This window comes from Cupriavidus sp. 86D6 (assembly GCF_057815095.1).
The window spans coordinates 105,662-120,280 of sequence record NZ_JBYPSB010000010.1; the positions used below are offsets into that span (position 1 = coordinate 105,662).

10 protein-coding genes and 2 pseudogenes are annotated in these 14,619 nt (G+C 68.7%); 8 read left to right on the forward strand and 4 right to left on the reverse strand.

Annotated features, from left to right (window positions below):
• The first annotated feature begins 1 nt into the window (after nucleotide 1).
• Entirely contained in the window at nucleotides 2-2,911 is a 2,910-nt protein-coding gene (locus AC3G88_RS20765) for an HD domain-containing phosphohydrolase (RefSeq protein WP_488893818.1), read from the forward strand.
• Between the two features lie 100 nt (nucleotides 2,912-3,011).
• Complete coding sequence (locus tag AC3G88_RS20770) at nucleotides 3,012-4,229, forward strand: bifunctional alpha/beta hydrolase/OsmC family protein (RefSeq protein WP_488773791.1); 1,218 nt, start codon at nucleotides 3,012-3,014, stop codon at nucleotides 4,227-4,229.
• Nucleotides 4,230-4,251: 22 nt separating this feature from the next.
• Here the strand turns inward: AC3G88_RS20770 and AC3G88_RS20775 are convergent, their stop codons facing one another.
• Nucleotides 4,252-5,202, reverse strand: coding sequence for a LysR family transcriptional regulator (locus AC3G88_RS20775; RefSeq protein WP_488773790.1), 951 nt, complete (start codon nucleotides 5,200-5,202; stop codon nucleotides 4,252-4,254).
• A gap of 93 nt (nucleotides 5,203-5,295) precedes the next feature.
• Here AC3G88_RS20775 and dsdA point away from each other — a divergent pair, with 93 nt between their 5' ends.
• The 5 genes and pseudogenes from dsdA (at nucleotide 5,296) to AC3G88_RS20800 (ending at nucleotide 10,336) form a co-directional block, all read left to right on the forward strand.
• The gene (dsdA, locus tag AC3G88_RS20780) at nucleotides 5,296-6,624 is read left to right on the forward strand and encodes a D-serine ammonia-lyase (protein WP_488773789.1); all 1,329 of its coding nucleotides are present in this window, start codon (nucleotides 5,296-5,298) and stop codon (nucleotides 6,622-6,624) included.
• Nucleotides 6,625-6,678: 54 nt separating this feature from the next.
• Nucleotides 6,679-7,659, forward strand: a complete 981-nt coding sequence (locus AC3G88_RS20785) for a Bug family tripartite tricarboxylate transporter substrate binding protein (protein ID WP_488773788.1) — start codon at nucleotides 6,679-6,681, stop codon at nucleotides 7,657-7,659.
• A gap of 74 nt (nucleotides 7,660-7,733) precedes the next feature.
• The gene (locus AC3G88_RS20790; protein WP_488773866.1) at nucleotides 7,734-9,209 is read left to right on the forward strand and encodes an amidase; all 1,476 of its coding nucleotides are present in this window, start codon (nucleotides 7,734-7,736) and stop codon (nucleotides 9,207-9,209) included.
• 2 nt (nucleotides 9,210-9,211) lie between these two features.
• Nucleotides 9,212-9,403, forward strand: a pseudogene (locus tag AC3G88_RS20795) (hypothetical protein); the annotation flags it as partial.
• 18 nt (nucleotides 9,404-9,421) lie between these two features.
• Entirely contained in the window at nucleotides 9,422-10,336 is a 915-nt protein-coding gene (locus AC3G88_RS20800) for an alpha/beta fold hydrolase (protein WP_488773787.1), read from the forward strand.
• Nucleotides 10,337-10,435: 99 nt separating this feature from the next.
• Here AC3G88_RS20800 and AC3G88_RS20805 read toward each other — a convergent pair.
• The 3 genes and pseudogenes from AC3G88_RS20805 to AC3G88_RS20815 form a co-directional block, all read right to left on the reverse strand.
• A pseudogene (locus tag AC3G88_RS20805) lies at nucleotides 10,436-11,248 on the reverse strand (YoaK family protein); the annotation flags it as partial.
• A 117-nt stretch (nucleotides 11,249-11,365) separates the two neighbouring features.
• Nucleotides 11,366-12,319, reverse strand: coding sequence for a tripartite tricarboxylate transporter substrate binding protein (locus tag AC3G88_RS20810; protein WP_488773786.1), 954 nt, complete (start codon nucleotides 12,317-12,319; stop codon nucleotides 11,366-11,368).
• Nucleotides 12,320-12,426: 107 nt separating this feature from the next.
• Nucleotides 12,427-13,560: a TauD/TfdA family dioxygenase gene (locus AC3G88_RS20815; RefSeq protein WP_488773785.1), complete on the reverse strand. Its 1,134-nt coding sequence runs from the start codon at nucleotides 13,558-13,560 to the stop codon at nucleotides 12,427-12,429.
• 140 nt (nucleotides 13,561-13,700) lie between these two features.
• Between AC3G88_RS20815 and AC3G88_RS20820 the strand changes: the two genes are divergently transcribed.
• Nucleotides 13,701-14,585, forward strand: a complete 885-nt coding sequence (locus tag AC3G88_RS20820; RefSeq protein WP_488773784.1) for a LysR family transcriptional regulator — start codon at nucleotides 13,701-13,703, stop codon at nucleotides 14,583-14,585.
• The last annotated feature ends 34 nt before the right edge of the window (nucleotides 14,586-14,619 follow it).

Consider the following 14,619-nt stretch of genomic DNA (forward strand, 5'->3'; position numbering starts at 1 on the left):
TATGGCAACGGCAGTGCGACGGAGCGTGCGGCTCCATTTCCATCTCTGGACGTGGTTCGGCTCGCTGGTGCTGCTGGTGGGGGCGCTGATTTGCAGCATCAACTACGTGATGACCAAGGACGCGCTTGAGCGGTCCGTCACGGACACCACCCAGCGCGTCAGCCGCGAGAGCCTGGAGGAAGTCGAGAACCTGTTGCAGCCGGCCCAGATGGCGGTCCGGCTGCTCACCCACAGTTCGCTGGCCGATGCCAGGTTGCTGGCGCAGCGCAAGCAGCGCATGGCGCTGATGCGCGACGCGCTGGAAAGCTCGCCGATCCTGCAGGCGCTGTATATCGGCTACGCGGACGGCAGTTTCTTCTATATGCGCCCGCTGCGCGACGAGGGCGAGCGCGGCGCCTACAAGGCGCCGCCGCGCGCGGCATTCCTGGTGCAAAGCGTGGACCGCGACAGCGGTCGCGCAGTGGGTCGGTACTATTACCTTGCGTCTGATCTGGCTCCGGTCGGCGAGGCTGATGCCGCCGACTTTGCCGGGCGCTACGACCCGCGCACGCGGCCCTGGTACGCCTCGGCCATGGCGTCCGGAACGCTGGTGCGCACCGATCCGTACATGTTCTATTCCGACCGCGAATCGGGCGCCACGCTGGCCTTGCGCACCGCTGACGGGCAGGCCGTGGTTGGCGGGGACTTCCGGCTGGACGCGCTGGGCCAGCTGTTGAACCACGAAACGCTGACGCCGCGCGCGGTGCTGGCGCTGCTGGACCGCAAGGGCAGGCTCGTCGCCATCAACCGTACGACGCCCGATTCCGTGGCCGCGCCCGATACGGTGATCATGGATCCGGCGGGTCGTCCCGAGGACTACGGCCTGGCCGTACTGACCGGCCTTGCCGCCAGGGTGGCGGCGCCCGGCGACCGGCAGGCCGTCGCGCACCCCATGCAGCTGGAACGTGCCGATGGCGAAGCCTGGTACACGTCGGTGGACTGGCTGGACCCCAAGGACCCCAATTCGCTGCTGCTGGTGTCCGCCATTCCGCAGACCGAGCTATTGCACGATGCCCGGCAACACGCCGCGTGGGGCATGGTCATGACCGGGCTGGTGCTGCTGCTGGCGTTGCCGGTCACCTGGCTGGTCGCGCGCAGCGTGGCGCGGCCGCTGCAGTCGCTGGCCGCCGAGGCCGACGCCATCCGCCGCTTCGATTTCGTGCGTCCCGTGTCGGTCCGCTCGCAAATTGACGAAGTGAACGATCTGGCCATGACGATGGACCAGATGCGCGGCACCATCCAGCGCATGCTGCACGTCATGGGGGCCGTATCGGCCGAGCACCGTCTCGACCGGCTGCTGCCGCTGCTGCTGCAGGAGACGCTGAGCGCCGCAGGCGGACAGGCCGGGGCGTTGTACCTGGCGGCCAGTGAGGACGAAGGCCTGCGCCCCGCCGTGGGCTTCGACCGCAGTGGCACCGAAGTGACCACGATGAGCGAGACGCTGGCGCACGACACCCTGGCGCTGGTGCGCACGGCCGTGCGCGAAGGCACGGCGCGCGCCGGCCATCTGACATCGGCCGACGTGGCCGCCGCGCGGCTCGATGTGCTGGCGGGCGCGGCGCCGGTACACGCCGCCGTCATTCCGCTGATCAACCGCCAGCAGGCGCTGCTGGGCGTCGTGCTGGTGCTGCGCGATACGCCGATCGAAGCCGCGCAGCTGGCATTTGCCAGCACCATGGCCAGCCTGTCGGCCGGCGCGCTGGAGGTGGGCGAGCTCACCACGGCGCAGCGCGACCTGTTCGATGCGTTCATCCGCCTGCTGGCCGGCGCCATCGACGCCAGGAGCCCGCACACCGGCGGCCACTGCGCGCGCGTGCCGGAACTGGCCAAGCTGCTGGCGCGGGCCGCCTGCGATGCCACCGAAGGGCCCTACCAGTCCTTCAACCTGACCGAAACGGAATGGGAGGCGCTGCACGTGGCCGCCTGGCTGCATGACTGCGGCAACGTCACCACACCCGACTACGTGATCGACAAGGCCACCAAGCTCGAAATGCTGTATGACCGTATTCATGAAGTGCGCATGCGCTTCGAGGTGCTGAAGCGCGACGCGGAAATCGCCTGTCTGCAGGCCGTGGCCGATGGCGAAGATCCGCAGGCCGCGCGCGAGCGGCGCGATGGGCTGCTGCGCCAGCTCGACGAGGAGTTCGCGTTCGTGGCGGCGTGCAATGTGGGCGGCGAGCAGATGGAGGCCGGGGACCAGGCCCGCCTGCGGCAGATCGCCACGCGGACCTGGCGGCGCACGCTGGACGACCGGCTCGGCGTCTCGCACGAGGAATTGAGCCGCCGGAACAGCATGCCGGCCGTGCCGCTGCCGGTCATGGAGCCGCTGCTGGCCGACCGTCCGGATCATCGGATCGAACGTGCCGCAAGGGACCAGATCGCCGACATCAATCCGTGGGGGTTCCGGCTTCGCGCGCCCGCGTATCTCTACGACCGTGGCGAACTGCACAACCTGACGATATCGCGCGGTACGCTGACCGCGGAGGAGCGATTCAAGATCGAGGACCATATCGTGCAGACGCAGATCATGCTGTCGCGCCTGCCGTTTCCGAAGCATCTGCGTGACGTGCCGGAGATTGCGGGCGGACACCACGAGAAGATGGATGGCACCGGCTATCCGCGTGGTCTCAAGCGCGACCAGATGAGCCCGTTAGCCAGGATGATGGGTATCGCCGATATCTTCGAGGCGCTGACGGCTGCCGACCGCCCCTACAAGAAGGCCAAGACGCTGTCCGAAGCCGTGGGCATCATGACCCGGCTGCGCGACCAGCAGCATATCGACGCCGAGCTGTTCGACCTGTTCATCGCGGCAGGCATTCATCGCGCCTACGCCGAACGCTACATGGACCCCGCGCTGATCGATATGGCCTGAGACAGGTTCCAGGCGACCGCGCCGATGGCGCGCCCTCACGCGAAACCGGTGCGTGGACTATGCTTCGGGAGTTCGGGCAACGCGTGTCGAGGGGGCGGTGATGAGCGTCGAGAAAATCGAGATTCCCGGCAGTCAGGGCGGTACGCTGTCCGGCCGGATGGAGTGGCCCGATGGCCCGGTGCGCGCGCATGCGCTGTTTGCGCACTGCTTTACCTGTGGCAAGGCCAGCCTGGCGGCCACGCGCATCGCGCGGGCACTGACGGCCCAGGGCATTGCCGTATTGCGCTTCGATTTCACGGGCATCGGCGCCAGCGAGGGCGATTTCGCCAGCACCAATTTCTCGTCGAACCTCGCCGACCTGGAGGCCGTGGCCATGTATATGCGTGCGCGCGGCCAGGCGCCCACGCTGTTGATCGGCCATAGCCTGGGCGGCGCCGCCGTGCTGGGCGTGGCCCGCCGCCTGCCCGAACTCCGCGCCGTGGTCACGATCGCCGCGCCCAGCGATCCGCGCCATGTGCTGGGGCTGCTGGGAGACAACGTCGAGCGCATTCGCGCCGAAGGCGAGCTGGAGGTCAGGCTGGCGGGGCGTCCGTTCCGCATCGCGCGGCAGTTCATCGACGATGTTTCCCGTCACACGCTGCTCGACGAGGTGGCCCACCTTGGCAAGCCGCTACTGGTCCTGCAGTCGCCGACCGACGACACGGTGGAAGTGCAGAACGGCCTGGCGATCTTCGAGGCCGCGGCGCAGCCCAAGAGCTACGTGGCGCTGGACGGCGCCGACCACCTGCTGCAGAACCGCGCCGGCGCGGCGTATGCGGCCAGCATGATTGCGGCGTGGGCGCAGCATTACCTGCCCACGCTGACCGAGGACGTCCAGGCCGAGATTCCCGAGCCCGGCGTGGTGGTGGTGGCCGAGCGCCATCGGGGCCGATACCAGCAGACCGTCCGCGTGGGCGGCCATGCGTTCGTTGCCGACGAGCCCGCTGCGCTGGGCGGCGACGATGCCGGCCCGAATCCCTATGAGCTGCTCTTGTCGGCGCTGGGTGCCTGTACGTCGATGACGATGCGCATGTACGCCGAACGCAAGGCGTTGCCGCTGGAACACGTGGCCGTGCAGTTGCGGCACGAAAAGATCCATGCGAAGGACTGCGCCAACTGCGAGACCACCGTGGGCATGGTGGACCGGATCGAGCGGCGCATCGCGATCAGTGGCGAGCTGACTGCAGAGCAGCGCGCCTCGCTGATGGTCATTGCCGACAAATGCCCGGTGCATCGCACGCTGGAATCCGAGGTCCACATCGATACGATGCAGGCCTAGCCACCTGCGCTAGCCAGGCGCCCTAGCCGATTCCCAGCACACGCCGGCGCGCGGCGTCGAATGCCGCGCCCTCGGCCACCAGCCAGGCTTCCACTTCGGCCACCTGGGCGGTCTGCCCGTGCGCGCAGACAAAGTGGTACGACGCGTGGCTGCGCGCGTGGATGCCCCACAGGTCCACCAGGCGGCCCGATTCCAGGTCTTCTAGCACCAGCGCGGAACGTCCCATAGCGACGCCTTGCCCGGCCAGCGCGGCATTGATGGCCAGCTGCGACAGGTTGAATCGCTGGCCGGCCGATGCATCGGCCAGGGTCAGGCCGGCGTGGCGCAGCCAGCATTGCCATTCCTCGAACTCGCCGGCGCCATCCCACGGGGTTACGTCGTGCAGCAGCATGCCGGCGCGCAGGCCTTCGGGCGATTGCAGTTCGGGGTGCGCGTCGAGATAGGCGGGGCTGGCCACCGGGATCAGCCATTCCTCCAGGAACTGATGCGCCTTGAGGTCCGGATAGCCACCGGGATCGAAGCGCACGGCGGCCTCGGTGCCGTCGCGCAGCATGCGCGAGCGGTCGAGCGCGTGGAATTCGCCATAGACGCGCAAGCCGATGTCCGGATGCTGGCGGAAGAAGCCGCCCAGCCGGGGCGTAAGCCACACCATCGCGAATGACGGCGAGCACGACAGCGCGATGGGCTGCTTGTCGCGCGGCCTGCGCAACTGCGTCAGCGTGCCTTCGATGGCCTGGAACGACTCGCGCAGCACAAAGCGCAGGCGCTCGCCTTCCGGCGTCAGCACCAGCGCGCGCGGCGTGCGCAGGAACAGCGGCCGGTCCAGCCATTGCTCCAGCTGCTTGACCTGCTGGCTGACCGCGCCCTGGGTCACGCACAGCTCGGCGGCCGCCTGCGTGAAGTTGCAATGTCGGGCCGCCGCCTCAAAACAGCGCAGCCAGCCCAATAATGATGCAGAAAGCGTATTGGCCATTAGTCAGGCTAATGCTCGGATCAGTACAAATGGTTTGTCACGACGGTGTAATGGGACAAGAATGAAGTCACCCCTTCCGCTTTTCCCTGCTTCATGCCGACCGATCTTTCCACACTCCCGCAACAACTGCTCGCCGATCTGCAGGCCGCCCGCCCGGTCTTCTGGGGCAACCCCCACCGCAGTGACGCTGCGGCCGTACCCACCGTCGTGGAAGGGCGCGGCATTAGTCTAGCTGATGTGAAAACGGCCCGGGCGCGCTTCGACAGATTTGCGCCGCTGCTGGCGCGGCTGTTTCCCGAACTGCAAGGCAGCGCAGGGCGGATCGAATCGGACCTGCTGCCAGCGCCGGCCATGCAGCGTGCGCTCGGTCTGCCGGCCTCGGCCGGCGCGCTGTGGATCAAGGCCGATCACAGCCTGCCCGTGGCCGGTTCGATCAAGGCGCGCGGCGGCATTCATGAAGTGCTGGAGTTTGCCGAGTCGCTCGCGCTCGAACACGGCCTGGTGACGCGTGACGCCGACTATGGCGTGCTGGCCGAAACCCCGGCGCGCGCGCTGTTCGGCCGCTACCAGGTGGCGGTGGGCTCCACGGGCAATCTCGGGCTGAGTATCGGCGTGATGGCCTCGGCGCTGGGCTTCCGCGCGGCCGTCCACATGTCGGCCGACGCCAAGGAATGGAAGAAGGCCCGCCTGCGGGCGCGCGGCGTGGCCGTGGTGGAACACACGGGCGACTATGCCGCCGCCGTCGCGGCCGGCCGCCGCGAGGCCGACGCCGACCCATACAGCTATTTCGTCGACGATGAACGGTCGCTGTCGCTGATGCTGGGCTACAGTGCCGCCGCCCTGCATCTTCACGACCAGCTGGCCGGGGCAGACTTGAAGGTCGATGCCACGCACCCGCTGTTCGTCTACCTGCCATGCGGCGTGGGCGGCGCGCCAGCCGGCATCGCCTTCGGATTGCGCCAGCTTTATGGCCCGAACGTGCATCCGGTCTTTGTCGAGCCCACGCAGTCGCCGTGCTTCCTGGTGGAAATGCTGGCACCGGGCGCAACGGTGTACGACGTGGGCCTTACCAACCGCACCGAGGCCGACGGGCTGGCCGTGCCGCAGGCGTCGGCGCTGGCCGCGCAGGCCATGCGTGCGCTGCTGGCCGGGGTCTGCACCGTAACCGACGACACGCTGTTTGCCGACCTCCATCGCGTGCGCGAAGCCGAAGGCTTGCGCATCGAGCCGTCCGCCGCGGCTGGCTTCAGCGGCCCGGGCATGCTGACCGGCACCGAAGCCGGGCGCGCCTACCTGGCACAGCACCACCTGGACGGCGCGATGGCCCATGCCACCCATCTGGTGTGGACGACGGGCGGCCTGTTCGTGCCGCCCGAGGAATACGCGCGCTTTGCCGAGCGTGGCGCGGCGCTGGCCGCCTGATAGTCCCCTGAACCGAATCCCGATCTTTCGATTGCATCGTTGCGGAGCTTGATCATGACCCGTTTGCCTTCCCGAATTGCCCACGCCGTCGTTGCGTGCAGCCTCGCAGCCGGTGCCTCGCTGGCGTTTGCGGACACCTTTCCGTCCAAGCCGATCCAGCTGGTGATTCCGTTCCCGCCCGGTGGCGCCACCGACGTGATCGGGCGCCTGGTCGGCAAGAAGCTTGGCGACAAGCTTGGCCAGACCGTGGTGATCGACAACCGCCCCGGCGCAGGCACCATCGTCGGCGCCAGCTACGTCGCCAAGGCCGCGCCGGACGGCTATACGCTGCTGGCCAGCTCGGGCACCACGTTCACGGTGAACCCGGCCATCCACGCCAAGCTGCCGTACGACCCCGTGAAGAGCTTCGAGCCAATCGGGTTTATGGGCCGCACCGGTCTGATCCTGCTGGCCAACAAGGACCAGCCCGTCGGCAACCTGAAGCAGCTGGTGGCCGCCGCCAAGGCGCAACCGGGCAAGCTGACGTACGGCTCGTTCGGCAGCGGCACCACGGCCCAGTTCGCCGGCGAGATGCTGTTCAACCTGGCCGGCGTGAAGCTGCTGCACGTGCCGTACAAGGGCAGCGCGCCGGCCATGACCGACCTGATCGGCGGGCAGATCCCGTTCACGGTGGATACCGTGGCCGCCGCGATCCCGCAGGTGAAGTCGGGCAAGGTCAAGGCCATTGCGGTGACCACCGCCAGGCGGTCCGCGCTGCTGCCTGACGTGCCGACGGCCGCCGAAGCGGGCTATCCCGGCATCGACGCCGACACCTGGCTGGCGCTGGTGGCGCCGCGCGGCCTGCCGGCCGACGTGAAGCTGAAGCTGGAAAAGGCACTGGCCGACGTGATGGCCGACCCGGAGACGCGCAAGGCGCTGACCCATGCGGGCTTCGAACCGCTGGACGGCAACGGCGCGGCGGTGTCCGCATTGATTGCGAAGGAACTGCCGCTGATGCGCGCCACGGCACAGCGTGCGAACATTACGGCCGATTGAGACGGCCTCTGGAGACAGTCGTGAACGAAGCACAGAAGACGCTGGTGGCGCGCCCGGCCACCGAGCTACGGCGCATGATCGGCAGCAAGGAAATTTCGCCGGTCGAACTGCTGGACGCCTGCATCGCGCAGATCGGACAGGTGAACCCGTTCCTCAACGCGGTGACCGCCACCTGCTTCGACCGCGCCCGCGAGGAAGCCCGCGCCGCCGAACGGGCGGTGCTCGATGGCAAGCCGCTGGGCCTGCTGCACGGCCTGCCGCTTGGCGTGAAGGACCTGGAGGCCACGGCCGGCCTGCTGACGACGTACGGCTCGCCGCTGTACCGCGACAACGTACCGGCCGAAGACAATGTGCTGGTGGCGCGCCTGCGCGCTGCGGGAGCCATCGTGGCCGGCAAGACCAACATCCCGGAAATGGGCGCCGGTGCCAATTCGCGCAACGACGTCTGGGGCGCCACGGGCAATCCGTTCAATCCGAACCTCAACGCGGGCGGATCGTCGGGCGGCTCGGCTGCCGCGCTGGCGGCAGACCTGCTGCCGGTCTGCACGGGCTCGGACACCGGAGGGTCGCTGCGCATCCCGGCCGCCAAGTGCGGGGTGGTGGGCTTCCGTCCGTCGCCGGGCGTGGTGCCGAGTTCGCGCAAGCTGCTGGGCTGGACGCCGATCTCGGTGGTGGGGCCGATGGGCCGCACCGTGGCCGATGCCTGCCTGCAACTGGCGGCCTCCGCCGGGGTATCGGCCGGCGATCCGCTGACCTACCCGCTCGATCCGCTGTCGTTCCTGGCGCCGATGCCGGTGGACCTGGGCAGCCTGCGCGTGGCGTACACCGAAGACTTTGGCTGCTGCGATGTCGATGACGGCATCCGCCGCACGTTTCGCGAGAAGATCGCCGCGATGCGTCACCTGTTCCGCCGTTGCGACGCCATCGATATCGATCTGGGCGAAGCGCACCGCTGCTTCGACGTGCTGCGCGCGGAAAGCTTCGTGGCCGGCATGCGCGACGCCTACGCGCGCGACCCGTCGAAGCTGGGCCCGAACACGCGGGCCAACTACGAGATGGGCGCGCGCATGTCGCTGGTGGACAGCGCCTGGGCGCAAGCCGAACAGACGCGCATCCTGCAGCGGTTCCAGCAGTTGTATCGCGACTACGACGTGATCCTGTCGCCGACCACGCCGGTGTCGCCGTTCCCGTGGACATCGCTCTACGCCGAATCGATCAATGGCGTACGCCAGGAGAACTACTACCGCTGGCTGTCGCTGACCTACGTGGTCACGCTGACCACGCATCCGGCGCTGTCGCTGCCGTGCGGCCGCGATCACGCGGGCATGCCGTTCGGCCTGCAGATCGTGGGCGGTTTCCGCAAGGACCACGAGACGCTGGGCGTTTCCCACGCGATGGAGCAGGCATTCGCGGCCATTCCGTCGCTGCGCCGCCCGCTGCCGGACCTGGCCGCGCTCAAGCCGGCCGAGCCCGCGCTGACGTCGATCGTTACCGCGCCGCCGGTGCTCGACGCCACGGTGAAGCAGGGCAAGGAAGCGTCGGCGGTCTAGTCCCGTCGCGCGATGGCTGTCGCGGACGGCCAAAAGCCGACGCCGATGCGCGGGTCGATGCTATCGTGGCGTTTTCGCGGATGGCGGCCGCCTTGGGGCCACGTCTGATGGAAGCCGAGATCAACCCGGTGTTTGTGCTGCCGGTGGGCCAGGGCGTTCGCGCGGCGGACGGCGTGGCGGTGCTCGGCGCGTAACGGACAGGAGAGCGCAGGATGACGGATATGGCCGCCAGTGAAGCGGAATCGATCGACACCATTGCAGCCGCAGGCGCGCCGGATGCGCGCCAGGCGGCCGCGTTCGTGCACCGGCTGACGCAGACCGGGCATATCCATTCCACCGATGTCGACGGCTGCCGTATCGTCTGGCGCCGTTTTGGCGCGGGGCCGCATGTGCTGCTGGTGCATGGCGGGCACGGCAGCTGGCTGCACTGGGCGCGCAATATCGAGGCGCTGTCCGCGCGGCATACGGTCTGGGTGCCAGACCTGCCCGGCTTTGGCGCCTCGGGCGATCCGGCCGATGGCGAGATGGCGACGCTGGTGGCCACCGTAGCGGCCGGCTTCGCGCAACTGCCGGTGGAAGGGCCGGTCGATCTGGTGGGCTTTTCGTTTGGCGGGTTGACCGCGTCCTACCTGGCCAGCGCACTGCCCAACGTGCGTGGCCTGGCGCTGATGGGGCCCGGCGGCCACGGCGGCGTGCGGCGCCAGACCATCGACCTGGTGGACTGGCGGCGTGCCGGCGATGCCGCCGCGCTGACCGGGGCGATGCGTCACAACGTGGCGGCGTTCATGATCGCGGACCCTGACAAGATCGATGCGCTGGCGCTGCTGGCCTATACCGAGTCTTGCCGGCACACGCGTTTTCGCAGCAAGCAGATTTCGCGCGCGGGCGGCCTGGCCGCCGCGCTGGACCGCTTCCAGTCCCAGGCCCGGGCCGGTGGCGCCGTACTGATCGCCTACGGCGAACACGATGTGACCGCCGACCCGTCCGCCGTGCTGGCGGCATTGGTCGATGGCCGGCCACACCGGCAGGGCGTGGTGATCGATGGCGCCGGGCACTGGGTCCAGTACGAGGCCCACGACGCGATCAACGCCTTGCTGCTGGACTGGCTGGCACGCCAGGCGGCCTGAATCCGTGGACGCCACCGATGCGCGGCGCCGGGCGCGGGGGGCCGAACCTGATCAGTCTCGAGGTGGTGACGGTGGTCCGATGAACTGGCGTCGCGCGCCCCAGCGGCGCGCGCGCCTGACCAGGTGGTGTCGGTGGGCGCGCAGCAGCGCACGCGTCAGCACGTCGTCGGCCACCGGCATGATGGCGACGACCAGCAGCAAGGCCGCCAGCGGCAAGGTGGCCGAATAGCCGATGGCGCTGAAGGCCTGCGCGCCGACCAGTCCGCCCAGGAAGAACAGTCCCACCAGCACCGCCAGCAGCCGCAGCTTCTGCCGGTCGGCCATCACCGGCGGCGGTCCCGAGCGCGATCCGCCTGGCGCGCCGGATCGCGCCAGGCCATTCCAGTAGCACAGCTTGCCGAGTTCGATGCCGATATCGGTGACCATGCCGGTCACGTGGGTGGTGCGGATTTCCGCATTCGACAGCTTGGTGATCAGCGCATTCTGCAGCCCCATCATGAAGCACAGCAGCATCACCGTGGCGGGCACGAACAGCCATTCCATGTCGTCCAGGTGCGTGCCGAGCAGGCCGAAGCCCACCAGCAGCAAGGCTTCGAACAGCAGCGGAATGGCGTACTCGCTGCGCAGGCGCGCGCGGCGCGCCCAGTGGATCAGCATGGCGGAGCAGGCCGCGCCGCCGATGAACGACGCCAGCGCCCCGATGCCGTTGAGCACCATGCCATAGCGATGGAGCACCAGCTCGTCGGCAATGGAGGACACCACCCCTGACATGTGCGAGGTGTATTGATGGACCGCCAGGAAGCCGCCCGCGTTGGCGGCGCCGGCCACGAAACACAGCACCCTTGCCAGCCGGCGGTTCGACACCGGGTTGCGGCGGTGGGCGGTCAGACTGCGCAGATACCCGAGTGGCATGGCGGCAAGGGCGGGGGCGACGGAAGCCCCCATCATACGACCGCGCGGGCAGCGCGTGCATCCCGCTCAAGCACGGGCAGTTGCGCGCCGCATACAGGCCGGCGGCCAGCGGAGGCTTCAGGTCAGGCGCGTATGTGTCACCGCCACCACCTTGGCCCATCGCGTGATCTCGCCCTGCAGGAACTGCGTGAACTGTGCGGCGCTATTGCCAACCGGGTCGAGCCCCTCGCCGGTCAGCCGTTTGCGCATGGCCGGCGATGCCACGGCCGCTGCGGCGGCGGCTTCCAGTTCCCTGACCGTTTCGGGCGCCATGCCGGCCGGCCCGAGCAGGCCGTACCACGACCGGTAATCGAAATTCGGAATCACATCGGCAATCGGCGCCAGGTTCGGAAATGCCGGCAGCCGCTGCGGGCAGCTGACCCCCAACCCCTTGATCTTGCCCGCCTGCAGCAGCGGCTGCACGGTAGCCACATTGCCCAGCAGCAGGTCGGCCTGGCTGCCCACGACGTCGGCCACGGCCGGGCCGGCACCCTTGTACGGGACGCTGACGATATCGACGCCGGCCTCGTGCTTGAGCATCTCGCCGGCCAGGTGGTTGGCGCTGCCCACGCCGGCCACGGCCAGGCTGATCTTGCCAGGCTTGGCCTTGGCCAGCGCGATCAGCTCGCGCACGTTGTTTGCCTCCAGGCCGGAGCGGGCCACCAGGATCAGCGGGGAACTGGCAATCAGCGAAATCGGCGTGAAGTCCTTGATCGGATCGAACGGTTTTTTCTCGAACAGGGCCGGGTTGATGGCATGGCTGGTATAGCTGAGCAGCAGCGTGCCGCCATCGGGCTCGGCCTTGGCCACCGCCACGGCGGCGATATTGCCGGCCGCGCCGCCACGGTTCTCGACGATAAACGGATGCCTGAGGCGCTGTTCCAGGTCGGCCGCCAGCGAGCGGGCGACGATGTCGGTGCCGCCGCCCGGCGTGGCCCCGACCAGCAGCCTGGTCACGGACTGGGCGGCGTGAAGGTCGGGGGGCAACACCAGCGCCGCCGAGAGCAGCGCCAGAAAGTCGCGTCGTTGCATGGGTTGTCTCCGTTTCTCTTTATGAAGCCGGCGCCTCGTCAGGCGGGCGCCGTGAGGGGTACGTCACGGCAGCAGGCCGCCGGCCGCCGGCCGCCTTCTCTGCGGTATCAGGCGGTGGTCGCCGCCGGGCTGGCGGCGGCGCGGTCCGCAGGGCTTGCCGGCCAGGGCATCAACGGCATGCCCATCGTGGCGGCCTGGCGTTGCTCGAAGGCATCGAATGCCGCGCTGCGGGCGCTGCCACGCAGGCCGCCACGCACGGCGCCGGCGCGCACGTCGGTGAAGTAGACGGCCCAGTCGTCAGGCAGCGGCTGCGAACCGGGCACGGCCAGCCACAGGCGCAGCAGGTGGCGTTTGCGGTCGAATTCCTCGTAGTCCTCGAAATTGGTGCGCGAATGCACGGTCACGTAGTTGTTCAGCAGCTGCATGTCACCCTGTTCGAGCTGCATGGCAAAGCAGAGCTCGGGATCGGTCAGCAACGTGTCGAGCAGGTCCAGTGCCTCGATCTGCGCCGGGGTCAGGCGCGGCACGTCGTCGAAGTCGCGCTGCGCGGCCACCACGTTCTTGCGGTTGATGCGGAACGCGAAGGCCGTCGGGTGGCTGCCCAGGATCGGCAACGGGTAGTAGGGCGGCTGGGACGGGTCCTGCGCGCCCTGGTAGCTGTAGTAGAACGGCTGCTGCAGTACCGGGATCAGGTCGGGGCGGCGCTGGGCCACCGCGTCACGCAGGGCGATCGAGCTGACCACCTTGCTCTCGCCGCCCGATTTGGCGGCGCGGCGGCAGATCAGGCCCACGATATCGCCCGAATCGGTATGGAAGTCGAGCCCGGCGTTGGTGTTGTAGCCGCGGCCGTTGGTGGTCTTGTAGGCCGCACCCACGTCGCGCACATCGTTCATGAAATCGCTGGCCCGGTTCTGCGTGCGGGCCACGCCCATATGCAGGCCGATGCCCCAGTAGGCCAGGCGGGTGTCGTCCTCGCTCCATCGATCCACCGGAAAGCCCTTGACCAGGCACATGCCCCAGCGGCCCTGCGTCATGTCCACCGCGCGCGCCAGCGCCTGGCGGGCGCCGTCGTCGAGCGGGAAGTCGTCACGCGTCATGTCCAGCGGCGCCTTGCCGACGGCCTTGGCGTGGGCCAGGGCGTGATCGAAGCTGGCCACGTGGGCGGCCGTCAGGCGCAGGATCCAGGAGGTGTCGCGCTGGGCATCGGCGGCGCGCCAGGCTTGGGGGCGTTGTGCAGGCATCGGTATCGTCTTCTTTATCGGTTCAGGCCGGGGGTTTGAGTGGGGCCGTGACAGCCTTGCGCCACGTCGTGCAGCCAGTCTATGCTTGGCTGGCACCAAGAAAAAGTGATGTTGTTTGACGTCCTTGATAAGGAATCTTGATGAAGCTGGAGACCTTCGCCACGCTGGCGGCCGTTATCGAGGAAGGGTCGTTCGCGGCGGCGGCGGCCACCATGCACCTGACGCCAAGCGCGGTCAGCATGCAGATGAAGCAGCTGGAGCAATACCTGGGACAGCCGTTGTTCGATCGCTCCGGGCTGCAGGTGCGGCCCAATGCGTTGGCGCGCGAGGTGTCGGCGTCGATGGAAGGTGGGCTGCGGCACCTGAACACGCTGCGCCGGCGGGCCAGCGTGGCGGTGGAAGGCGCGGTGCGACTCGGCGTGATCGAATCGATGCAGCCGGTGCTGCTGCCCGGTACGTTGCGCTACCTGCGCGAACGCTATCCGCGCCTGACGGTCAAGCCGCTGCGGGGCCGCAGCACGGGCCTGATGGAGATGGTCAAGGCCGGCCAGCTTGACGCGGCGGTGGTGGCGCGCCCCGAATCGGGCCGCGTGGCCAGCCTGCGCTGGTATCCGGTGGCGACCCGCGAACTGATGCTGATTGCGCCGCCCGATGCCGGCAGCCGCAACGAATCGCCGGCCGATCTGCTGGCCCGCTACGACTGGATCCGTTATGACCGGGCTACCGTGTCGGGCGCGATGGCGGCGCGCCACGTCCACGGACTGCTGCCGGACAAGCGCAGCGCGATGGAATTCGACAGCGTGACGGCCATCGTGGCGATGGTCAGCGCGGGCCTTGGGGTGTCGGTGGTGCAACTGATGGACCCCACCGTCGTGGACCGCTACCCGGTGCGCCGCATCCGCCTGGGGCCGGACGCGCCGGTGCTGCAGATGTCGCTGGTGCTGCGCAAGGTGGACGAGGACAGCCGGCTGTTGCAGGCGCTGCGCGAGGCAGTCGAGGCCACGTTGAAAACGCCGCGCGACTAGATGCTGTGGTTTTTTGGCCTTTTGGTGGGGCGGG

What these genes read in the sequence shown, in the direction of transcription:
- AC3G88_RS20765 (WP_488893818.1), top strand. Translation starts at nt 2, where the DNA reads ATGGCAACGGCAGTGCGACGGAGCGTGCGGCTCCATTTCCATCTCTGG.
- AC3G88_RS20770 (WP_488773791.1), top strand. Translation starts at nt 3,012, where the DNA reads ATGAGCGTCGAGAAAATCGAGATTCCCGGCAGTCAGGGCGGTACGCTG.
- AC3G88_RS20775 (WP_488773790.1), bottom strand. Translation starts at nt 5,202, where the DNA reads ATGGCCAATACGCTTTCTGCATCATTATTGGGCTGGCTGCGCTGTTTT.
- dsdA (WP_488773789.1), top strand. Translation starts at nt 5,296, where the DNA reads ATGCCGACCGATCTTTCCACACTCCCGCAACAACTGCTCGCCGATCTG.
- AC3G88_RS20785 (WP_488773788.1), top strand. Translation starts at nt 6,679, where the DNA reads ATGACCCGTTTGCCTTCCCGAATTGCCCACGCCGTCGTTGCGTGCAGC.
- AC3G88_RS20790 (WP_488773866.1), top strand. Translation starts at nt 7,734, where the DNA reads ATGATCGGCAGCAAGGAAATTTCGCCGGTCGAACTGCTGGACGCCTGC.
- AC3G88_RS20800 (WP_488773787.1), top strand. Translation starts at nt 9,422, where the DNA reads ATGACGGATATGGCCGCCAGTGAAGCGGAATCGATCGACACCATTGCA.
- AC3G88_RS20810 (WP_488773786.1), bottom strand. Translation starts at nt 12,319, where the DNA reads ATGCAACGACGCGACTTTCTGGCGCTGCTCTCGGCGGCGCTGGTGTTG.
- AC3G88_RS20815 (WP_488773785.1), bottom strand. Translation starts at nt 13,560, where the DNA reads ATGCCTGCACAACGCCCCCAAGCCTGGCGCGCCGCCGATGCCCAGCGC.
- AC3G88_RS20820 (WP_488773784.1), top strand. Translation starts at nt 13,701, where the DNA reads ATGAAGCTGGAGACCTTCGCCACGCTGGCGGCCGTTATCGAGGAAGGG.